General features: G+C 71.9%; 16 protein-coding genes and 1 pseudogene. 9 read left to right on the top strand and 8 right to left on the bottom strand.

The features are described 5' to 3' along the window. Window positions 1–4 precede the first annotated feature (4 nt). The 6 genes and pseudogenes from dxs to O3W51_RS48555 all read left to right on the top strand — a co-directional run. Window positions 5–1,933, top strand: a complete 1,929-nt coding sequence (dxs, locus tag O3W51_RS34915) for a 1-deoxy-D-xylulose-5-phosphate synthase (protein ID WP_138354279.1) — start codon at window positions 5–7, stop codon at window positions 1,931–1,933. Window positions 1,934–2,186: 253 nt separating this feature from the next. After that, window positions 2,187–3,629, top strand: a complete 1,443-nt coding sequence (locus O3W51_RS34910; RefSeq protein ID WP_187145339.1) for an amino acid permease — start codon at window positions 2,187–2,189, stop codon at window positions 3,627–3,629. 21 nt (window positions 3,630–3,650) lie between these two features. Next, a complete protein-coding gene (locus O3W51_RS34905) occupies window positions 3,651–5,186 on the top strand; it encodes a glycosyltransferase family 39 protein (RefSeq protein WP_381586067.1) in 1,536 nt (511 codons plus the stop codon). Window positions 5,187–5,289: 103 nt separating this feature from the next. After that, window positions 5,290–6,096, top strand: coding sequence for a DsbA family protein (locus tag O3W51_RS34900; protein WP_138354281.1), 807 nt, complete (start codon window positions 5,290–5,292; stop codon window positions 6,094–6,096). 150 nt (window positions 6,097–6,246) lie between these two features. Next, on the top strand, window positions 6,247–7,536 hold the full coding sequence (locus O3W51_RS34895) for a peptidoglycan-binding protein (protein ID WP_269288309.1): 1,290 nt from the start codon (window positions 6,247–6,249) through the stop codon (window positions 7,534–7,536). Continuing rightward, window positions 7,533–8,291 (top strand): annotated as a pseudogene (locus O3W51_RS48555) (SPFH domain-containing protein); the annotation flags it as partial. The gene O3W51_RS34895 and the pseudogene O3W51_RS48555, both read left to right, overlap by 4 nt. Window positions 8,292–8,540: 249 nt before the next feature. On the opposite strand, the gene O3W51_RS34885 reads toward O3W51_RS48555, so the two are convergent. The 5 genes from O3W51_RS34885 to O3W51_RS34865 all read right to left on the bottom strand — a co-directional run bounded on the left by O3W51_RS34885 (window position 8,541) and on the right by O3W51_RS34865 (window position 14,920). Further along, on the bottom strand, window positions 8,541–10,667 hold the full coding sequence (locus O3W51_RS34885; RefSeq protein WP_138354284.1) for a 3-hydroxyacyl-CoA dehydrogenase NAD-binding domain-containing protein: 2,127 nt from the start codon (window positions 10,665–10,667) through the stop codon (window positions 8,541–8,543). Further along, window positions 10,664–11,884 carry a thiolase family protein gene (locus tag O3W51_RS34880; RefSeq protein WP_138354285.1) on the bottom strand — a complete coding sequence of 407 codons (1,221 nt, stop codon included), beginning with the start codon at window positions 11,882–11,884 and terminating at the stop codon, window positions 10,664–10,666. Before O3W51_RS34880 ends, O3W51_RS34885 begins: the two co-directional genes overlap by 4 nt. Window positions 11,885–12,059: 175 nt before the next feature. After that, entirely contained in the window at window positions 12,060–13,322 is a 1,263-nt protein-coding gene (locus tag O3W51_RS34875; protein ID WP_269288308.1) for a ribonuclease D, read from the bottom strand. A gap of 86 nt (window positions 13,323–13,408) precedes the next feature. Beyond that, window positions 13,409–14,074, bottom strand: coding sequence for a response regulator transcription factor (locus O3W51_RS34870; RefSeq protein WP_138354287.1), 666 nt, complete (start codon window positions 14,072–14,074; stop codon window positions 13,409–13,411). A gap of 219 nt (window positions 14,075–14,293) precedes the next feature. Beyond that, window positions 14,294–14,920, bottom strand: a complete 627-nt coding sequence (locus tag O3W51_RS34865) for a DUF3000 domain-containing protein (RefSeq protein ID WP_164297935.1) — start codon at window positions 14,918–14,920, stop codon at window positions 14,294–14,296. Between the two features lie 81 nt (window positions 14,921–15,001). On the opposite strand from O3W51_RS34865, the gene hemE reads away from it, so the two are divergent. Further along, window positions 15,002–16,054, top strand: coding sequence for a uroporphyrinogen decarboxylase (hemE, locus tag O3W51_RS34860; RefSeq protein WP_138354348.1), 1,053 nt, complete (start codon window positions 15,002–15,004; stop codon window positions 16,052–16,054). Window positions 16,055–16,063: 9 nt separating this feature from the next. Here the strand turns inward: hemE and O3W51_RS34855 are convergent, their stop codons facing one another. Next, entirely contained in the window at window positions 16,064–17,032 is a 969-nt protein-coding gene (locus tag O3W51_RS34855) for a DUF4349 domain-containing protein (protein ID WP_269288306.1), read from the bottom strand. 150 nt (window positions 17,033–17,182) lie between these two features. On the opposite strand from O3W51_RS34855, the gene hemG reads away from it, so the two are divergent. Then, window positions 17,183–18,625: a protoporphyrinogen oxidase gene (gene hemG / locus O3W51_RS34850; RefSeq protein WP_138354290.1), complete on the top strand. Its 1,443-nt coding sequence runs from the start codon at window positions 17,183–17,185 to the stop codon at window positions 18,623–18,625. Between the two features lie 4 nt (window positions 18,626–18,629). Beyond that, on the top strand, window positions 18,630–19,364 hold the full coding sequence (gene hemQ, locus O3W51_RS34845; protein WP_138354291.1) for a hydrogen peroxide-dependent heme synthase: 735 nt from the start codon (window positions 18,630–18,632) through the stop codon (window positions 19,362–19,364). 8 nt (window positions 19,365–19,372) lie between these two features. On the opposite strand, the gene O3W51_RS34840 is transcribed toward hemQ, so the two are convergent. Both O3W51_RS34840 and O3W51_RS34835 read right to left on the bottom strand, forming a co-directional pair. Then, a complete protein-coding gene (locus tag O3W51_RS34840; protein ID WP_138354292.1) occupies window positions 19,373–20,944 on the bottom strand; it encodes an alpha/beta hydrolase in 1,572 nt (523 codons plus the stop codon). Between the two features lie 108 nt (window positions 20,945–21,052). Further along, window positions 21,053–21,743: TIGR04222 domain-containing membrane protein (locus O3W51_RS34835; RefSeq protein ID WP_269288304.1), on the bottom strand; the 691-nt coding region annotated here is incomplete at its 5' end.

Below are 21,743 nucleotides of genomic sequence, written 5' to 3'. Positions count from 1 at the left end.
ACGGGTGGCGCTGCTGACCCGTATCAAGGGACCGCGCGACCTCGACCGGCTCAGCCAGGAGCAGCTGGTGGAGCTGGCGGGCGAGATCCGTACCTTCCTCGTCGACGCGGTCTCCAAGACCGGCGGACACCTGGGCCCCAACCTCGGTGTGGTGGAGCTGACCATCGCCCTGCACCGGGTCTTCGACTCGCCCCGGGACAAGGTGCTCTTCGACACAGGGCACCAGTCCTATGTGCACAAGCTGCTCACCGGACGGCAGGACTTCACCCGGCTCAAGAGCAAGGGCGGCCTCTCCGGCTACCCCTCGCGCGCCGAGTCCGAGCACGACGTCATCGAGAACAGCCACGCCTCGACGGTCCTCGGCTGGGCCGACGGCCTCGCCAAGGCCAACGAGGTGCTCGGCAAGCAGGACCACGTGGTGGCCGTCATCGGTGACGGCGCGCTGACCGGCGGTATGGCCTGGGAGGCGCTGAACAACATCGCCGCCGCCCGGGACCGGCCGCTCGTCATCGTTGTCAACGACAACGAGCGCAGCTACGCCCCGACGATCGGCGGGCTCGCCGACCACCTGGCGACGCTGCGCACCACCGACGGCTACGAGCGCTTCCTGTCCCGCACCAAGGACCTGCTGGAGCGCACCCCGCTCATCGGACAGCCGCTCTACGAGACGCTGCACGGCGCCAAGAAGGGCCTCAAGGACTTCATCGCCCCGCAGGGCATGTTCGAGGACCTGGGCCTGAAGTACGTCGGCCCGATCGACGGCCATGACGTGGACGCGCTGGAGTCGGCGCTGCAGCGCGCCAAGCGCTTCGGCGGCCCCGTCATCGTGCACTGCCTCACCGAGAAGGGCCGCGGCTACCGCCCGGCCGAGCAGGACGAGGCGGACCGCTTCCACGGCATCGGCCCCATCCACCCGGACACCGGCCTGCCGATCGCCGCCTCCGGCGCCGACTGGACCTCGGTCTTCGGCGAGGAGATGGTCAAGCTCGGCAGGGAGCGCGAGGACATCGTCGCGATCACCGCCGCGATGCTGCAGCCGGTCGGCCTGGACAAGTTCGCGAAGGTCTTCCCGAACCGGGTCTACGACGTCGGCATCGCCGAGCAGCACGCCGCCGTCTCGGCCGCGGGCCTGGCCACCGGCGGCCTGCACCCGGTCTTCGCCGTGTACGCGACGTTCCTGAACCGCGCCTTCGACCAGGTGCTGATGGATGTGGCGCTGCACAAGTGCGGTGTCACCTTCGTGCTGGACCGGGCCGGTGTCACCGGCACCGACGGCGCCTCGCACAACGGCATGTGGGACATGTCGATCCTCCAGGTCGTACCCGGTCTGCGGATCGCCGCGCCGCGCGACGCCGACCAGGTCCGCGCCCAGCTGCGCGAGGCCGTCGAGGTCGACGACGCGCCCACCGTCGTCCGGTACTCCAAGGGCGCGGTCGGCCCGGCGGTCAAGGCCGTCGGCCGGGTCGGCGGCATGGACGTGCTCCGGAAGGTGCCCGAGGGCGAGCGCCCCGACGTCCTGCTGGTCTCGGTCGGCGCCCTCGCCCCGATGTGCCTGGAGATCGCCGATCTGCTCGACGCCCAGGGCATCACCACCACCGTCGTCGACCCGCGCTGGGTCAAGCCGGTGGACGCGGCGCTGCCCGGGCTCGCGGCCGGCCACCGCGTCGTGGTCACCGTCGAGGACAACTGCCGGGCCGGCGGTGTCGGCTCGGCGATCTCGCAGGCGCTGCGCGACGCGGACGTGGACGTACCGCTGCGCGACTTCGGCATCCCGGCGGAGTTCCTGGACCACGCCTCCCGCAAGGAGGTCATGGCCGAGATCGGGCTGACCGCGCCCGACATCGCACGCCAGGTCACCGGTCTGGTCGCGACGATCGACGGCCGGTACGGCGAGAGCGTCGGATCGGCCGAGCCGGCGGCGGTCAGCGACTGAGGTCCGTTCCGCGGAGCTGTCGAGTGAGGGGGTCCACCCATCCGGGTGGACCCCCTCACCCATTGGCGTAGGCATAGGCGCGCCTATTCGGGTGAAGCGAACCTTGGGAGTGGAGTAGCGACTGCCGACGCCCCCCAACCTGTCGGCAGGACGAACAGGAGGCGCGCCGGTGAGTACGAGTACGCAGGACAACCCGCCGACGTCGGGCAGGAATCCGGACGGGCTCTTCCGGACCAAGTCCGTCGAGCAGTCCATGCAGGACACCGAGGAGCCGGAGCACCAGCTCAAGAGGTCGCTGTCGGCCCTGGACCTCACGGTCTTCGGCGTCGGTGTCATCATCGGCACCGGCATCTTCGTCCTCACCGGCACGGTGGCGAAGAACAACGCCGGGCCCGCTGTCGCCCTCGCCTTCGTCGCGGCCGGTGTGGTGTGCGGGCTCGCGGCCATCTGCTACGCCGAACTGGCCTCCACGGTCCCGGTCGCCGGGTCCGCGTACACGTTCTCCTTCGCCACCCTCGGCGAGCTCCCGGCGTGGATCATCGGCTGGGACCTGGTGCTGGAGTTCGCGCTCGGTACGGCGGTGGTCGCGGTCGGCTGGTCCGGCTATGTGCGGTCGCTGCTGGACAACGCGGGCTGGCATCTGCCGCAGGCGCTGTCCGGCACCAGTGACACGAACGGGTTCGGCTTCGACCTGCTGGCGTTCCTGCTGGTGCTGCTGCTGACCGGGATCCTCGTCCTCGGTATGAAGCTCTCCGCGCGGGTCACCACGGTGGTCGTCGCGATCAAGGTGGCCGTGGTGCTGCTGGTCATCATCGCCGGCGCGTTCTTCATCCACAGCGAGAACTACAAGCCCTTCCTTCCGCCCGCGATCAGTTCCGTCAAGGAGTCCGGTCTCAAGTCGCCGCTCATCCAGGTGCTGTTCGGATACGCGCCGACGAGCTTCGGTGTCCAGGGCATCTTCACCGCCGCGGCCGTCGTCTTCTTCGCCTTCATCGGCTTCGACATCGTGGCGACCGCGGCCGAGGAGACCAAGAACCCGCAGCGGGACATGCCGCGCGGCATCCTCGGCTCGCTCTTCATCTGTACGGCGCTGTACGTCGCCGTGTCGGTCGTCGTCACCGGTATGCAGAAGTACACCGAACTGTCGGTGGACGCGCCGCTCGCCGACGCCTTCAAGGCGACCGGGCACCCGTGGTTCGCGGGCGTCATCAGTTTCGGGGCCGCGGTCGGCCTCACCACGGTCTGCATGATCCTGTTGCTCGGCCAGACCCGGGTGTTCTTCGCGATGAGCCGCGACGGGCTCATTCCCCGGTTCTTCTCCCGGGTCCACCCGCAGTTCCGCACTCCGTACCGCTCGACGATCCTGCTGGGCGTGCTCATCGCCGTCATCGCGGGCTTCACCAGCATCTCGGAGCTGGCGGCGCTGGTGAACATCGGCACCCTCTTCGCCTTCGTCCTCGTCGCGGTCGGCGTCATCATCCTGCGCCGCACCCGGCCCGACCTGCCGCGTTCCTTCCGTACCCCGTGGGTGCCCGTGCTGCCGATCGCCTCGGTGGCCGCCTCGCTGTGGCTGATGCTGAACCTGCCGAGCGAGACCTGGCTGCGGTTCGGGATCTGGATGGTGATCGGTGTCGTCGTCTACTTCCTGTACGGACGCAGCCACAGCCGTATGAACCGCGCCAACAAGGGCGCCTGACGGACCGGTACGTTGTCAGGCGTGCCATCGGCCCCGAAGATCACGAGCGGCGCCCCCGCCGGACTCCCCGCCCCGAGCGAGGAGGACGGCGGGGGCGCCCGCCGTCGGGCCCGGCGGCTGCGGCCGCCGGACCGCTACTGGCTGCGGCTGGCGGCGGTGCTCGCCGTGCTCGCCACCCTCGTCCGCGCTCCGTCGTTCCTGCGCCCGGTCTGGAACCCCGACGAGGGCTACCTCGCCGTGCAGGCCCGGATGCTCGCGCACGGCGGGGTGCTCTACGACACCGTCGTGGACCGCAAGCCGCCGCTGCTGCCCTGGCTCTACGAGGGGCTGTTCGCGGTCTTCGGCGACGCCTCGCTGTGGCCGCTGCGTGCCGCCGCCGTCGTGGCGCAGCTCGGCACCGCCCTGCTGCTCGCGTCCGTCGCCCGCCGCCGCTGGGGGAACCGGGCGGGCGCCGCCGCGGGCGCCGGGTATCTGCTGCTCTCCATCGGCCTGGCCCCCGAGGACACCCAGGCCGCCTCGTTCGGTGTGTTCATGCTGCCGTGGACCGTACTGGCCTTCTGGGCGGCCGACCGCCGCCGCTGGGCGCTGGCGGGCCTGGCCGTCGCGGGGGCGGCGCTGACCAAGCAGACCGGCGGCGCGGCGCTGCTGCCGGTGCTGTGGATGCTGTGGAGCGCCCGGCGCGCGCCGGAGCCGCCCGGCGGGGTCGCCGTGCTGCGGCTGGTCGCCGGCTGCGCCCTGCCGGTGGCGGGCGTCGCCGTCTTCACCGGCCCGTCCCGGTTCCTGTTCTGGACGGTCACCGGCTCCGGGTCCTACGCCTCCGCTTCGGGCGCCTGGGGCGTGGCGCTGGGGCGGGGCCTGGGGAACGCCGGGATACTGGCCGCCGCCGGGGCGGCCTTCGTCGTCCCCACGGTCCTCACGCTGGCCCGCCGGAGCGGCGTGGAACGGCTGCCCGCCGACCTCTGGGTCTGGCTGGGCGCCTCGGCGCTCGGAGCGGTCTTCGGCTTCCAGTTCTACGGCCACTACTTCCTGCAGTTGATCCCGCCGCTGGTGCTCATCGGGGTGGCCGCGCTGCGCGGGCTGCCGCGCTGGTGGCCCGCGGCCACCGCCTGGACGGTGCTCGCGAGCGCCGCATTCGCCGTCTGGGGCCTGACCGCGCCGCGGGCCGAGCTGGACCACGCCGACGCCGTCGCCGCCGCCGTACGGGCCCGTACCGGCCCCGGGGACACCGTTCTGGTGTGGGGCATGCACCCCGAGCAGTACTGGCTCTCCGGCCGCGCCCCCGCGAGCCGCTATCTGACCGCCGGCTTCCTGACGAACTTCAGCGGCGGCCGCGGCGGCGCCCGGGTGGGGGAGGAGTACGCGGTCCCCGGCGCCTGGCGCACCTTCGGCGAGGAGGCGGCGCTGCGCCCGGCCGACCTGATCGTCGACGACTCGCGCGGAGCGCCGTACGGCCCGGCCCTGACGCCCAGCCTGCAGCGGATGCTGGACGCCGGATACCGCCCGGTGGACACCGTCGGAGGCGCGGTCCTCTACGCCCGGGCCCCGGCCCTCCGCTGACCCTCACGCAGGGCCTCCGCCAGGGCCCCCGGACCGGTCCCGACACGTCCCGGTGGTATACAGGCGACGTAGCAGAGCACGCTGATCGAGGTGGCGGTATTTCATGACGGAGTCCAAGGGACTCAAGGACCGGAACGACACGGCGGACTCCGGGGCGGCGCCCCGTAAGGGTCTTCTGCAGCGCTGGCGGCCGTACGCCGCGGGCGTTGTGGTGCTCGTGGTGGTGTTCGGGGCGTCCGCGGCCATCGGCGCGCATGTGCGCGGCGCGAAGGCGGACAAGGTGAAGCCGCCCGCGAACGCGGCGGGCCCGGACGGCCAGGCGAAGCTGGCGGTGCCGGTCAGGCCGAGCGTCCCGGTGACGCTGACCGTCTACGAGGACCTGCGCAGCCCGCAGTCCAAGGCGTTCGCCGAGCAGTACGCGGACACCTTCACGAAGCTGCTGGCGACCGGGCAGGTGGAGATCCAGTACCGGCTGGTCACCCACACCGACTCCCAGCTGGGCGGCCACGGCTCCCGGGCCGCCGCCAACGCGGCCGCGTGCGCCCAGGACCAGGGGCGGTACACGCAGTTCGTGCAGCAGGTCTGGAACCGGCAGCCGGATCCGTCGGACGACGCGCTGAGCAGCCAGAAGCTGCTGAAGGAGCTGTCGGAGAAGGCCGGGAAGATCGACGAGGGCAAGTTCGTCCCGTGCATGAAGGGCAACGACCACGAAGGCTGGGTCGCGAGGTCCGAGTCCGACTTCGTGTCAGGCGCCTACGGTGAGGTGCCCGTTGTCCAGATCAACGGCGAGACGGTGCCCGACGTCCAGACGTCGCTGACGCCGGTCAAGCTGCGCTCGATGGTGGAGAAGGAGGCCAAGAAGGTGTCCGACGAGACCGTTCCGTCCGGGCAGCCGAGCCTCGCGAGCTGAGGGTCTTTCCGCACCCTTTCCGCACCTTTTTCCACCCCTCCGTGACCGGGCGCGTCATCACCTGGCCAAGACGTATCCGACATTTCGTCAACTTTCTGGCGAAATCGGGTATTGAAGGCATGTGACGCCCGATCACGGAGGAGTGTGCGCATGTCCATACCGTTGTTCGACGAGGTAGAACCGCTCTCCGGCTGTGTCTGCGAGGAATGCGCGCGACAGCGCCTCGCCGACTCGGTGACGCGGGACACCGGCACCGGCTGCAGCACCACCGCGGCCACCCGTGTGATGGTCGTGGCGGCCGCCGCGGGCACGGCCATCAGCGGCGGAGCGGGTGCGGTCGCCGCGGCCACCGCACCGAGCGCCGCCACCGGTTCCATGCTCGGCCACGCCCTGCTCAGGGCGCCGGTCCCGGCTCCTGCCCCGCTGCATCTGACGCGGGACCAGATCCTGGACCGGGCACAGCGCTGGGTGGACGCCGAGGTGCCCTACAGCATGTCCGCGTACTGGTCGGACGGTTACCGCCAGGACTGCTCGGGCTTCATCTCCATGGCCTGGGGCCTCGGCACCAACGCATGGACCGGCAGCCTGCCGGACTACGCGAGACGGATCGACCGGGACGATCTGCTGCCCGGTGACATCCTGCTGTTCCACAACCAGGCGGCTCCGGAGAAGGGCTCGCACGCCGTCATCTTCGACGGCTGGGCCGACTCCGGGCACCACCTGTACACCGCGATCGAGCAGACCCAGCCGCACACCCGCGCCCAGACGACGCCGATGGCCTACTGGACCAACTCCGACAAGTACGTCGCCTACCGGTACAAGTACCTGGACTCCGGCACCGGCAGTCCGGGATCGGGCGGCACAGGGACACCGGGGACACCGGGGAGCACCGGCACGACGGGGAGCAACGGCTATCCCGGCACCGCCGCCTTCGGACCCGGCGCGAACAACGCCAATGTCACCCGGCTGGGCACCATGCTCATGACCCGCGGTGCCAGGCCCTACTACATCGTCGGACCCGGCCCGCTCTGGGGCGACGCCGACCGCAGCGCCACCAGCGCCTTCCAGCGCGCCCAGGGCTGGACCGGCAGCGACGCCGACGGCCTGCCAGGACCCACCACCTGGGGATACCTGGTGGAGGGCACCGGTAAGAACATCGCCGCGGGCACCCCCACGACGCGGCCGGTCGGCGGCTCCACGGCACCCCGTTACCCGGGCGCCGCTTCCTTCCGCCCAGGACAGTCCAACGACCAAGTGCTGACCCTCGGACGGCGCCTCGTCGCCAAGGGCTTCGGCAAGAGCTACCGCGTGGGCCCCAGCCGTACCTGGGGCGAGGCCGACCGCCGCGCCGTCGAGGCGTTCCAGCGCGCCCAGGGCTGGTCCGGGCGCGACGCGGACGGCTATCCCGGACCGGAGACCTGGAGACGACTCTTCCTGTGACGACTCACGCACCCACGGCGGACGCGGCCCTGGCCGCCACCGCCGTCCTCCCCGCCGTCCTCCCCACCGCCGCCACCGTCACCGTTTCCGATCTCGTCGAGAGGCCCGGCCGCTGCCTGCCGGGTTGGACCGCGGCGCTCACCGCGCTGGTCGCTGCGGCCGCCGGCGGCTGGCTGCTGTGGCGGACGGGCGCGCTGCCCGAGCGGCTCGCCGGCCACACCGTGCTGCCCGAGGCGCCGGCACCCCGGGACCTGACCGGTCTGTGGGGGGCGGTGCTGCTGCTCGGCGCGCTGACCGCGTTCGCCGCGGGCGGCCTCACCCGGGGCCGTCCCGGCAAGGTCTGGGTGCTCACCCGGCACGGCGCCTACCAGGGCAGCGTCCGGGAGACCGGACTGCTGTGGATCAGTCCGCTGCTCGGCCGCCGCCGGATGGACGTCAGCCTGCGGCACTGGCGCAGCCGCGCCATCGAGACGGTCGACGCGGACGGCACCCCGCTGCACGCCAGCGTCCTGATCGTCTGGCGGGTCCGGGACACCGCCCGGGCCGCCTTCGCCATCGACGACCACTCGCGCTACCTGCGCGAACAGGTGGAGTGCGCGGTCACCCGCGCCGTCTCCCGGCTGCCCGCGGACGACTTCCGCGGCTCCGGGCCCACCCTGCGGGACTCGGAACGCCTCGGCGACCAGCTCACCCGGCTGCTCGCCGCCGATATGCGCCCGGTCGGCGTCGAGGTCTTCTCGGCGCAGCCCGTACGCCTGGAGTACGCACCCGAGGTGGCCGCCGCGATGCGGCGTGCCCAGGTCACCGCGCTCGACGCCAGGCACCGCCGGGCGGTGCTCGACGACGTGCTCGCGGCGGTTGCCGAGACGGTGCGCGGTCTGACCGACCGCGGGCTGGTCCAGCTCGACGACTACGAGCGGAAGTCGCTGGTCAGGGACTTGACCGTGGCGTTCTACACGGCTCGTGGCCCGGCGGCCGAGGTGCCGAGGGCGTCACTCACGGCGTTACGCCGGGACGCTCGCGATGCCCGGGGCGAGGAACGGCTTGCCGTTCACCCGCTGCGAGACACCCTCGCGGTCCAGGTACGGGGTGATCCCGCCCAGGTGGAAGGGCCAGCCGGCACCGGTGATCAGGCACAGGTCGATGTCCTGCGCCTCGGCGACGACACCCTCGTCGAGCATGAGGCCGATCTCCTGCGCCACGGCGTCCAGCACCCGGGCGCGGACCTGCTCCTCGGTGAGCACCGAGTCGCCCTGCACCAGCAGCGCGGCGACCTCGGGGTCCAGCTCCGGCTTGCCGGAGTCGTAGACGTAGAAGCCGCGCTTGCCGGCCTTGACCACCGCGGCCAGGTTCTTCGAGACGGTGAACCGGTCGGGGAACGCCCGGTTGAGGGTCTCGGAGACATGCAGCCCGATGGCCGGGCCGACCAGCTCCAGGAGCACCAGCGGCGACATCGGCAGGCCGAGCGGGTCGATGCCCTTCTCGGCGACCTCGACCGGGGTGCCCTCGTCGATGATGTTCTGGATCTCACCCATGAAGCGGGTCAGGATCCGGTTCACCACGAACGCCGGGGCGTCCTTGCAGAGCACCGCGGTCTTCTTGAGCTTGCGTGCCACACCGAACGCGGTGGCCAGCGAAGCGTCGTCCGTCGACTCGCCGCGCACGATCTCCAGCAGCGGGAGGATCGCGACCGGGTTGAAGAAGTGGAAGCCGACGACCCGCTCGGGGTTCTTCAGCTTCGACGCCATCTCGGTGACGGACAGCGAGGAGGTGTTGGTGGCGAGGATCGCGTGCGCCGGGGCGACCGCCTCGACCTCCGCGAAGACCTGCTGCTTGACGCCCATCTCCTCGAACACGGCCTCGATGATGAAGTCCGCGTCACCGAAACCGGCGGCCTTGTCGAGCGAACCGGTCACCAGCGCCTTGAGGCGGTTGGCCTGGTCCTGCTTGATGCGGCGCTTGCCGAGCAGCTTGTCGATCTCGCCGTGGACGTAGCCCACGCCCTTGTCGATGCGCTCCTGGTCGATGTCGGTCAGCACGACCGGCACCTCCAGACGGCGGGCGAAGAGCAGCGCCAGCTGCGAGGCCATCAGGCCCGCGCCGACGACGCCGACCTTGGTGACCGGGCGGGCCAGGTTCTTGTCCGGCGCACCGGCCGGGCGCTTGGCGCGCTTCTGCACCAGGTTGAAGGCGTAGATGCCGCTGCGCAGCTCGCCGCCCATGATGAGGTCCGCGAGAGCGGTGTCCTCGGCGTCGAAGCCCGCCTGCAGGTCGCCGTCCTTGGCGTTGGCGATGATCTCCAGCGCGCGGTACGCGGCCGGGGCGGCGCCGTGCACCTTGGAGTCGGCTATGCCCCTGCCGCGCTCGACGGCCTGGTCCCAGGCCGTACCGCGGTCGATCTCGGGGCGGTCCACCACGATCTCGCCGCGCAGTACGGCGGCGGTCCACGCCAGCGACTGCTCCAGGAAGTCCGCACCCTCGAAGAGCGCGTCGGCGATGCCGAGCTCGAAGACCTGCCGGCCCTTGAGCTGACGGTTCTGGTTCAGCGAGTTCTCGATGACGACGGTCACTGCGCGGTCCGCGCCGATCAGGTTCGGCAGCAGGGTGCAGCCACCCCAGCCCGGAACGAGACCGAGGAAGACCTCGGGGAGCGAGAACGCCGGCAGCGCCGCGGAGACGGTGCGGTAGGCGCAGTGCAGGCCCACCTCGACACCGCCGCCCATCGCCGCGCCGTTGTAGTACGCGAAGGTCGGGACGGCGAGGTGCGAGAGCCGCTTGAAGACCTCGTGGCCGCCCTTGCCGATGGCGAGCGCGTCCTCGTGGCGCTTCAGCAGCTCGACGCCCTTGAGGTCGGCGCCGACCGCGAAGATGAACGGCTTGCCGGTGACACCGATACCGGTGATGGTGCCCTCGGCGGCCTCGGCCTCGACCTGGTCGATCGCCGCGTCGAGGTTGGCCAGCGACTGCGGGCCGAAGGTGGTCGGCTTGGTGTGGTCCAGGCCGTTGTCCAGCGTGATGAGCGCGAAGCGTCCGGCGCCCGGGAGGTCGAGGTGGCGCACGTGCGCGCTCGTTACGACCTCATCGGGGAACAGCTCGGCCGCACCCTTCAAAAGCTCGGCGGTGGATGTCACTTGCTGCCTCCGTCGAAGTGCGGGTTCTCCCAGATGACCGTTCCGCCCATGCCGAACCCGACGCACATGGTCGTCAGGCCGTAGCGGACGTGCGGCTGCTCCTCGAACTGGCGGGCCAGCTGCGTCATCAGCCGGACGCCGGAGGAGGCCAGCGGGTGGCCGAACGCGATCGCGCCGCCGTACTGGTTGACACGCGGGTCGTCGTCCGCGATGCCGAAGTGGTCGAGGAAGGCGAGCACCTGGACGGCGAACGCCTCGTTGGCCTCGAAGAGGCCGATGTCGTCGATCGTCAGACCGGCCTGCGCCAGCGCCTTCTCGGTCGCCGGGACCGGGCCGATGCCCATGACCTCGGGCTCGACACCCACGAAGGAGTACGAGACCAGACGCATCCGGACCGGCAGGCCCAGCTCGACGGCGACGTCCTCGGCGGCGAGCAGCGACGCGGTCGCGCCGTCGTTCAGGCCCGCCGCGTTACCCGCGGTGACCCGGCCGTGGGCGCGGAACGGCGTCTTGAGGCCGGCCAGCTGCTCCAGGGTGGTGCCCGGGCGCATCGGCTCGTCCGCGGTCGCCAGACCCCAGCCGGTCTCGCCGGCCTCGGGGTTGCTGTTGCGCACGGAGACCGGCACCAGGTCCTGCTGGATCTTGCCGTTGGCGTACGCCTTGGCGGCCTTCTCCTGGCTGCGCACGGCGTACTCGTCGACGCGCTGCTTGGTGATGGCCGGGTAGCGGTCGTGCAGGTTCTCCGCGGTCATGCCCATGAAGAGGGCGGACTCGTCGACCAGCTTCTCCGAGACGAAGCGCGGGTTCGGGTCCACGCCCTCACCCATCGGGTGACGGCCCATGTGCTCGACACCGCCGGCCACGGCGACGTCGTACGCACCGAAGGCGATGCCGCCGGCGACCGCGGTCACCGCGGTCATCGCGCCGGCACACATGCGGTCGATCGAGTACCCGGGGACCGTGGTCGGCAGGCCGGCCAGGATGCCGGCGGTGCGGCCGAGGGTCAGACCCTGGTCGCCGATCTGCGTGGTGGCGGCGAGAGCCACCTCGTCGATCCGCTCGGCGGGCAGTTCCGGGTTGCGCCGCAGCAGCTCCCGGATGCACTTGATCACGAGATCGTCGGCACGGGTCTCGTGGTAAATGCCCTTCGGGCCCGCCTTGCCGAACGGGGTGCGGACGCCGTCGACAAAGACGACGTCCCTAGCGGTACGAGGCACGTTGGCTCTCCTCCAGATGCGGATTCGCTGCCACTGGGCGCGAGGCTGCGGCTACGACACCCATGCTACTAGCCAGTAACCAACGGGGACAGTCCCCCCGCCCGGAGCGGCGAACGTCACATGCGACGAGGCCGTTCCCGGCCGGGTTCCGCGGGGGTGCCGACCCGGACGGGCCCTACGGCGCAGGGGCCTCCGGAGCCGCCGGGGGCTGGGCGGCGAGGGCCGCCGTGAGGATCGGCGCGGTCAGCCCGACCTGCCAGGCGCGCGCTCCGTAGCCGGTCAGTACCGCCGCGACCTCCTCGGTGGTGGCCTCGGCCGGCGGGTCCCAGCACAGCCGGCGCACGGTGTCCGGGGTGATCAGGTTCTCCTGCGGCAGGTTCAGCTCCTCGGCGAGCTTGCCCACCGCGGCCCGCGCGGCGGACAGCCGGGCAGCCGCCACCGGGTCCTTGTCCGCCCAGGCGCGCGGCGGCGGGGGACCGACGTAGGCCGGTCCCGGCTGCGGCAGCTCCCGCTCCGGCAGGGCGCGGGCCCGGTCGATCGCGGCCTGCCACTGGTCGAGCTGGCGGCGGCCCATCCGGTGCCCGAAACCGGGCAGTGTCGCGAGCACCGTCACGTTCGGCGGGCCCTCCAGCGCGGCCGTGACGATCGCGGCGTCGGTGAGGATGCGGCCCGGCGAGATGTCCCGCTCCTGGGCGGCCTGGTCGCGGGCCTGCCACAGCTCGCGCACCACGCCGATGTGCCGGCGGCGGCGGACCTTGTGCATGCCCGACGTACGCCGCCACGGGTCGCCCCGGGGCGAGGGCGGCGGAGCGGTGGCGATGGCGGAGAACTCCTGCAGCGCCCAGTCCAGCTTGCCCTGTTCGCGCAGTTCCTCCTCGAGCGCGTCCCGCAGGTCGACCAGCAGCTCGACATCGAGCGCGGCGTACCGCAGCCAGGGCTCGGGGAGCGGGCGGGTCGACCAGTCGACGGCCGAGTGGCCCTTCTCCAGGGCGAACCCCAGGACGTTCTCGACCATGGCGCCGAGTCCGACCCGGGGGAAGCCCGCGAGCCGGCCGGCCAGCTCGGTGTCGAACAGGCTCTTGGGCCGCATACCGATCTCGTCGAGACACGGAAGGTCCTGGGTGGCGGCGTGCAGCACCCATTCGGTGTCGGTGAGGGCAGCGCCCAGGGTGGACAGGTCGGGGCAGCCGACCGGGTCGATCAGCGCGGTCCCGGCTCCCGTACGGCGCAGCTGGACCAGATAGGCCCGCTGTCCGTAGCGGTATCCGGACGCGCGCTCGGCATCCACGGCGACCGGACCGGAGCCCGCGGCGAATGCCGCGACGATGTCTGCGAGGGCCTCCGGGCTGGCGGTCACCGGCGGGATTCCCTCGCGCGGGTCCAGCAGCGGGACCGGCGCCGGGGCAGCCTCTGTTGCGGTCTCTCGGGCGTCGGTCACCCCCTAAGGGTATCCGTGTATCGCGAACGCCCGTCGACGGAACGTTCCGTCGACGGGCGCAGCGGTCATGCGGGGGTGTGGGAGGGCTAGTGGATGATGCCCGTACGCAGGGCGACAGCGACCATTCCGGCCCGGTCGCCGGTGCCGAGCTTGCGGGCGATACGGGCCAGGTGGCTCTTCACGGTGAGCGCGGACAGGCCCATCGAGACGCCGATCGCCTTGTTCGACTGGCCTTCGGCGACCAGTCGCAGCACCTCGACCTCGCGGCCGGAGAGCTCGCGGTAGCCACCGGGGTGGCCGGGCGTGCCGGGCGGGCGGCGCTGCATACGGGCGCCCGCCGAACCGACCGGCGCGGCGCCGGGACGGCCCGGCATGCCGCCGAGGTTGTTGCGGGTACCGGTGACGACGTATCCCTTGACGCCGCCCGCGAGTGCGTTGCGGACGGCGCCGATGTCATCGGCGGCGGAGAGCGCGAGGCCGTTCGGCCAGCCGGCCGCGCGGGTCTCGGCGAGAAGGGTCAGGCCGGAACCGTCGGGGAGGTGGACATCGGCTACGCAGATGTCGCGGGGGCTGCTGACCCGGGGCCGGGCCTCGGCGATCGACGAGGCTTCGATCACATCGCGCACACCGAGCGCCCACAGGTGCCGGGTGACGGTGGATCGGACGCGGGGGTCGGCGACGACGACCATGGCCGTCGGCTTGTTCGGACGGTAGGCGACCAGGCTCGTGGGCTGCTCGAGAAGAACTGACACCGGGCCTCCTGTGGCGAAGGGGGGACTGAGAGGGTCACAGTCTCCTTCGGCAGCAATTGCCCCGGCCTTTAGGGAATGATCACGATTTGTTGAGTAACAATTCCGACAAATCGGACGCTCACTCGAACAAGATCATGTTGAGCGGCGGGTGGGTGCGCGGCGGAACCGCGCCGGAATACCGGGAAAACGGGCGGAAGTACGCGGATACCGGACGGGCAGTCAGCCGCGCCGCTTCGGCATCGGCACGACGCCGCCGGGCAGGTCCTGCGACTCATGGCCCTCGGTGGGCGGCAGCCCCGCGCACGCGCAGAGCAGATCGCACCAGGCCGCCAGGTGGTCCACGACGGCGGGGATCCCGTCCGGGCCCTCGGTCGGTGTCCAGGACGCCCGGATCTCGATCGCCGTCGCGTCGGGCCGCTCCGCGATCCCGCCGAAGTAGTGCGAGGAACTGCGCGAGACCGTGCCGCTCGGTTCGGTGTACTCCGCGCCGCGCGCCTCCAGGGCGCCGGTCAGCCACGACCAGCTCACCTCGGGCAGCAGCGGGTCCACCGCCATCTCCGGCTCCAGATCGGCGCGCACCAGCGTGACCAGCCGGAACGTACCGTTCCAGGCCTCATGGCCGTCCGGTTCGTGGAGCAGGATGAGCCGGCCGTCGGCCAGCTCCTCGCCGTCCACCACGACCGCGGCCTCCAGCGCGTACGCGTACGACGCGAGACGCTTGGGCGGAGCTGTCGTATCGATCTCCACTTCGGGCCGTACCCGCGCGGAACTCAACGCGTCTACCGCGCGCTGGAAGGGGAGTGGTGCGCCGTCCCCGTCCGCAAGGTGCCCGTGAACCGCTGCCATGCCCGGAAGACTAGGCCGCCCACGGCCTCCACGGGTGGAGCAACACCCGGGCGCGTGGGTCGCATCCCGGCGCGTGCGAAGATTCAACGCGTGAGTGCGCACCAGCAGACCGCTGCTTCCCCGTTCATCCGCGCCTGTCGGCGTCAGTCCGTGCCGCACACCCCGGTGTGGTTCATGCGGCAGGCCGGCCGATCGCTGCCCGAGTACCTCAAGCTCCGTGAGGGCACCGCCATGCTGGAGTCCTGCATGCGGCCCGACATGGTCACCGAGATCACGCTCCAGCCGGTGCGCCGCCACAAGGTCGACGCGGCCATCTACTTCAGCGACATCGTCGTCCCCCTCAAGGCCATCGGCCTCGATCTCGACATCAAGCCCGGCGTCGGTCCGGTCGTCGAGCAGCCGATCCGTACCCGCGCCGACCTCGGCCGGCTGCGCGCGCTCGAGCCGGACGACGTGAAGTACGTGACCGAGGCCATCGGGATGCTCACCGGAGAGCTGGGCGAGACCCCGCTCATCGGCTTCGCGGGCGCGCCCTTCACCCTCGCCAGCTACCTCGTCGAGGGCGGCCCGTCCCGCAACCACGAGCGCACCAAGGCGCTCATGTACGGCGACCCCGAACTGTGGGCCGATCTGCTGGACCGGCTCGCCGACATCACCGCCGCCTTCCTCAAGGTGCAGATCGAGGCCGGCGCCAGCGCCGTCCAGCTCTTCGACTCCTGGGTCGGCGCGCTCTCGCCCGAGGACTACCGGCGCTATGTCATGCCGTCCTCGGTGAAGGTCTTCGAGGCCGTCGCCGGCTACGGCGTACCGCGGATCCACTTCGGTGTCGGCACCGGCGAACTGCTCGGGCTGATGGGCGAGGCCGGCGCGGACGTCGTCGGGGTCGACTGGCGCGTTCCGCTCAACGAGGCGGCCCGCCGGGTCGGCCCCCACAAGGCGCTCCAGGGGAACCTCGACCCGGCGGTGCTCTTCGCCCCGACGTCCGCCGTCGAGACGAAGACCCGCGAGGTGCTCTACTCGGCGACCGATCTGCCCGGCCACATCTTCAACCTCGGCCATGGCGTCCTGCCCAGCACCGACCCCGACGCGCTCACCCGCCTCGTGGACTTCGTGCACCGCACCACCGAGGTCTGACGGGGCTCTCTACTCCTCGGTCACGGCCTCCGCCGTCACGTTCTCCCCGTCCGGCACCACGGCCGGCGGGGCGAGCCTGCGGCGGACGACGACGAAGACGAACCAGCCGGCGAGGCCCAGAGCGGCGAACGGCAGCGCCACCGAGAGCACGATCAGGATCCCGCGCAGCGTCACGTAGAAGGCGTGCCAGCCGGTGCCCAGCGCGGTCCCGACCGACTCCCAGAAACCGTCGTCCTTCTTCGGCGGCGGCGCGGAGGCGGGGTGTTCCGGCTCGGACAGCACCAGCGTGACGGTCGCCAGGTTCGTCCGCTCCTTCAACGACGCCTGCTGGGCCTGCAACGCTTCCAAATTGGCTTCCCTGGTGCTGAGTTCACCCTCAAGAGTGACCACGTCGCTGAGCTGCGTGGTCCGGCTCATCAGCTCCCGCACCCGCGCGAGGCTCGCCTGCTGCGAGCGGATGCGGCTCTCCACATCCACCACCTGGCTGGTGACGTCCTCGGTGCTGACCTTGCGTTCGATCAGCCTGCCGAGGCCGGCGAGATCGTTCAGCACCTTGTCGTAGGAGTCCGGCGGCACCCGCAGGGTGATGGTGGAGTGCTCCAGGCCCTGGCTGTCGCGGCTGGTGTTCTCGTCGCCCACGTAGCCGCCCGCGCCGGTGACCGTGGTCCGTGCCGACGCGAGGGCGGCGGCGACGCTGTCCTTCGCCTCGACGCTGAGCGTCGCGGTGCGCACCACGTAGTTCTGGGACGGCACGGGGGTCTTGGTGGTGGCGCCCTTCGCGGTGCCCGGAGCCGCGGACGGCGCGTCCACCGCACCCTTCGCGTCCGCCTGGTGCGGGGCCGAGGCGGCCTTGTCCGCGCTGTCGTCCTTCGCCGACGAGCCTGCGGCACCGCACCCCGAGACGGTGAGCGTGGCTGTCAGCGCGGCGGCGGCGAGGGCCGCGAAAGGTCTGCGGCGGATGGTGGTCGGCTGGCGCATCGAACTCCCCCAGAGATCGTTCACCGGCAGGAAACCGGTGATGGAACCGGTGTTGGCGATACGACGTGGAGAGGGCGGCCGGGGTTTCGGATCCCCGGTTCCGAAGCGGTCACGTTTAGAGCTCGTTCGGGAATCTGGGACAGTGGAGGCATGACCGACACACACCGCGGAACAGGGCATGTGATCGTCGTCGGCGGCGGCGTCTCCGGACTCGCCGCCGCCCACTTCCTGGCCGGAGGCGGCGCGCGGGTGACGGTGCTGGAGGGATCGGCCCGGCTCGGCGGAAAGCTGTACGCGGACGAGATCGCCGGCGTGCCCGTGGACCTGGGCGCCGAGTCGATGCTCGCGCGCCGGCCGGAAGCGGTCGCGCTGGCCCGCGAGGTGGGGCTCGGCGACCGGCTGGAGCCGCCCGCGGTGTCGGGTGCCGCCGTGTGGACCCGGGGCCGGCTGCGGGCGCTGCCCCAGGGGCACGTCATGGGAGTCCCCGGCGATCTGGGCCCTCTCGCGGCCTCCGGCCTGCTGTCACCCGCGGGCCTGGCCAGGCTGCCGCTGGACCACGTACTGCCCCGGACGAAGATCGGCGAGGACGTCGCCGTGGGTGAGTACGTCGCCGCGCGGCTCGGCCACGAGGTCGTCGACCGGCTGGTGGAGCCGCTGCTCGGCGGGGTGTACGCGGGCAACGCCTACGAGATCTCGCTGCGCGCGGCCATGCCGCAGCTCTTCGAGGCGGCCCGGTCGGGACGCTCCCTCATCGAGGCCGTGCGCGGTGTCCAGCGGCGCGCCGCCAAGGCCGCCCCGGACGGACCGGTCTTCATGGGCATCCGCGGGGGCGTCGGTCAGCTGCCGGTCGCCGTCGCCGAGGCGTGCCGGGCCGCCGGCGTCACCATCGAGACCGGCGCGCCGGCCAGGGAGCTGCGGCGCACCGCGGGCGGCTGGCAGGTCACCGTCGGCGACCGGGTGCTCGACGCGGACGCCGTCCTGATCGCCGCGCCCGCCCCGGCCGCCGCCCGGCTGCTGGCGGCCGAGTCACCCGTCGCCGCCGCGGAGCTGTCGGCGGTGGAGTACGCCAGCATGGCGCTGGTCACCATGGCGTTCCGGCGGCGCGACGTGCTGCGGATGCCGAAGGGCACCGGCTTCCTGGTGCCGCCGGTCGACGGAAAGACGATCAAGGCGTCCACCTTCTCCTCCCACAAGTGGGGATGGATCAACGAGGCCGGACCCGACACCTTCCTGCTGCGCACCTCCGTCGGCCGGCACGGCGACGAGGCGGACCTGGCCTGGGACGACACCGATCTCGTCCGCCTGTCGCGGCGCGACCTGGGCGAGGCCATCGGGCTGTCCGCGGCGCCCGTCGCGGCCCGTGTCACCCGCTGGGACGGCGGACTGCCGCAGTACCCGGTCGGTCATGTCGAGCGCGTCGCCAGGATCCGCGAGCAGGTCGGGAAGCTGCCGGGGCTCGCGGTCTGCGGCGCGGTGTACGACGGGGTCGGGATTCCGGCCTGTGTCGCCAGCGCCCGCAAGGCGGCCGACGAGGTACTGACCTCCCTGGCCACGACCCTGGCGACAGGCGGCGCGCGGGACACGGGAGAATGACGGCATGACTGACTCGACTGCTGCTCCCGACGCCCCGGACAGGACTCCGAACGCCGGCAAGAAGGCGAAGGATCTCAACGAGATCATCCGCTACACCCTCTGGTCCGTCTTCCGGCTGCGCGACGTGCTGCCCGAGGACCGCTCCGGATACGCCGACGAGGTGGAGGAGCTGTTCGCGCAGCTCGCCGCGAAGGACGTCACGGTACGCGGCACCTACGACGTGTCGGGGCTCCGGGCGGACGCCGACCTCATGATCTGGTGGCACGCGGAGACCGCGGAGGCGCTGCAGGAGGCCTACAACCTCTTCCGCCGCACCCGGCTCGGCCGCGCGATGGTCCCGGTCTGGTCGAACATGGCGCTGCACCGCCCCGCGGAGTTCAACAAGTCGCACGTCCCGGCGTTCATCGCCGACGAGACCGTGCGCAAGTACGTCAGCGTCTACCCGTTCGTGCGCTCCTACGACTGGTACCTGCTGCCCGACGAGGACCGCCGCCGGATGCTCGCCGACCACGGCAAGATGGCGCGCGGCTTCCCGGACGTGCGGGCCAACACCGTCCCGGCCTTCACGCTCGGCGACTACGAGTGGATCCTCGCCTTCGAGGCGGACGAACTGCACCGCATCGTCGACCTGATGCGGCACCTCCGCGCATCCGAGGCACGGATGCACGTACGCGAGGAGGTGCCGTTCTACACCGGGCGGCGCAAGGAGATCGGCGAGCTGGTGGCCGGCCTGGCGTAAGGCTGGCGCTACGGCTTGGGCTCGGGATGCGGACCGCACGTCGGCGTGCGGTCCGTTCCCGTTTCACCGCGCAGGAGATACGCGTCGACGCGGTTGTTGACGCAAGTGTTGGAGCCGTACGCCACGCCGTGCGAGCCGGAGCGGCGCTCGGTGAGGAGCACGGAACGGGGCAGCCGGCGCTGGAGTTCCACGGCGCCCGCGTGCGGGGTCGCGGCGTCGCGCTCGGCGGAGACGAGGAGCACCGGCGGCAGTTCATGGCCGAACGTGCGCACCTCCAGGGGCTGCCGGTGCGGTCCCTTCCAGAAGGCGCACGGCAGGTTCATCCAGGCGTTGTCCCAGGTCTCGAAGGGGGCGGTGCGGGCCAGCGCGGTGTTGTCGCGGTCCCAGGTGAACCAGTCGCGCGGCCAGGGCGAGTCGGCGCACTCGACGGCCGTGTAGACCGCGTTGCCGTTCTCGTTCTCGACGGCCCTGGCGGGGTTGGGGGAGGCCTCGGTGATCAGCGGCTTCGGGTCGCCGTGGACATACGCGGACAGGGCTGCGGCCAGCTCCGGCCAGGTGTCGTCGTAGTACCCGGCGCCCAGGTAGGCGGCCTGCAGCTGGCCGGGGCCGACCACGCCGCCCGCCGGCCGCACGGCCAGCTCGGCGCGCACCGCGTCGTAGGCCTCCTGCACCTGCGTCCGGTCGGTGCCCAGGTGGTACGCGGAGTCGTACTTGGCCACCCAGTCGCGCCAGTCGGCCCAGCGGATCTCGAAGGCGGCGTCCTGCTCCAGGTTGGCCTGGTACCAGATCTGGCGCGGGTCGGGATCGACGACGCTGTCGAAGACCATGCGGCGCACATGCCGGGGGAAGAGCGTCGCGTACACCGCGCCGAGGTACGTGCCGTAGGACGCGCCGTAGAAGTTGAGCTTGCGTTCGCCGAGCGCGGCGCGGATGACATCGAGGTCGCGGGCGCTGTTGAGCGAGGTGAGGTACGGCAGCAGATGCCCGGAGCGCCGCTCGCAGCCTTCGGCGTACGCCTTCGCGTCTTCGATCCGGGCCTGCTTGTCGCGCTCGCTCGTCGGCCGTGGGTCGCGGGTGGGGGCCTTGACGTAGTCCGCCGGGGCTTCGCAGGAGATGGGCGCGGACCGGCCGACCCCGCGCGGGTCGAAGCCCACGAAGTCGTAGGCGCGGGCGGCCTTGGCGTACTCCTTGACCTTCAGGACGCTGAACAGCGGGAAGTACAGCCCCGAGCCGCCGGGTCCGCCGGGGTTGTAGACCAGGGCACCCTGCCGCTCGCCGGCCGGCCCGGTGGCGGCGACCCGGCTGATGACCAGGTTGATCCGCTCGCCGTCCGGCCGGGCGTAGTCCAGCGGTACTGACACGGTGCCGCACCGGACCGAGGCGGGCAGCCGGGTCGCGCCGGCGCACCTGCCGAACGTCACCCCGGCCAGAGCGGCGCGCTCGGCGGCGACGGCCGCGCCGCGCGCCTCGGCCACCCGGTCGCCGTGCGGCGGTCCCGGCGCCGCCGATCCGGGGGGAGCGATGGCCAGGGTGCTCAGCGCCAGGGTTCCTGCGACGCCGTACAGGGCAATTGATCGCACCGATGATCCTCTCGTGTCAGGTCATGACAAAAGGGATCCTTGGGGCGGTGGTGGATGAAGTAAAGGACAAGCGGCGGGTGTCGTCCCCGACCACCCCGGCCGGGGTGGTCAGCCGAGCGCGGCCCGCTGCGCCGGGTCCAGCAGCGCGGCCGGGCCGCGCACCGCCAGCGCGCTGAGCGGGCCGGGGCCGTCCGGAACGGCGCGCAGCGCGTCCTGCCCGGCAGGGGAGGCCCAGCGGGTGTACGGATGGACCTCCACGCGGGCGATGATCCAGCACCCGGTGGTCAGCAGCAGCGGCAGCGCGAACCAGGCCTGCGCCTGGCCACCGTCGGGCTGCCCGCCCGCCGACAGGACCAGGGCGGCGCCGGCCATCAGCAGGTTCAGGAGTATGGCGCCGCGCACCTGCCGGATCCCGGCGGTGACGCTCTCCCGGGCCGCCGCCGGCACCGCGAGGCCGTCGCCCACGAGCCGTTCCCCGAGGGCGCGGATGGCGCCGGCCGCGGCGTGCGCCACCCGTATCGCGGCGACCGGGGACTGGCCGTCCGGCCCGATGGAGGCGATCAGCGACCGGTCGAGATCGTCACGGCCCTCGGCGTCGACCACTGTCGCCCACCCGGTGTGCGCGAGCAGCAGCCGCTGCTCGCCCGCCATCGAGACCAGCGTCAGATCGGTGACCCGGCGCGGACCGCCGGACAGGAAGGCGGTCTCCAGCGGATCCCGGGGGATGTCGCCGTGGTACGGCCGGGTGAAGCGGCGGGCGCGGATCTTCTCCCCGACGAGGTACGCCGAGGTGGCGGCG

Origin of the sequence: Streptomyces sp. H39-C1 (assembly GCF_027158125.1) — a bacterium.
Classification (GTDB): domain Bacteria; phylum Actinomycetota; class Actinomycetes; order Streptomycetales; family Streptomycetaceae; genus Actinacidiphila; species Actinacidiphila fildesensis.
The sequence above is the reverse complement of the archived record's forward strand: the minus strand, read 5'-3'. Positions and strand labels throughout refer to the sequence as shown.